Annotated in this window: 1 pseudogene; it reads right to left on the bottom strand. The window is 56.4% G+C overall.

The window, feature by feature from the left end:
* Positions 1-51: 51 nt before the first annotated feature.
* Positions 52-243 (bottom strand): annotated as a pseudogene (locus tag M2D63_RS26020) (hypothetical protein); the annotation flags it as partial.

Below are 243 nucleotides of genomic sequence, written 5' to 3' on the forward strand. Positions count from 1 at the left end.
AGATGGGTCCCCGCCTTCGCGGGGAAACGCGTACTTTTCCAATGCCTGACATCAAGAAGCCCGAACCTTCGTGAAAGCTTCTTCATAGAGCGGCTGCAGCGTCTCGTTGAACTTCGCATATTCGCATTTCGCGAGAACATCCGCGGGCGGGAAGATGACCGGGTTGTTCTTGTACGTATCGGGCATCAGCGCCTTCGCCGCGAGGTTCGGGGTCGGGTAGAGGATGGTTTCGGTGATCTTCTT

Origin of the sequence: Pseudomonas sp. BJa5, from assembly GCF_030272875.2 — a bacterium.
GTDB lineage: Bacteria > Pseudomonadota > Gammaproteobacteria > Pseudomonadales > Pseudomonadaceae > Aquipseudomonas.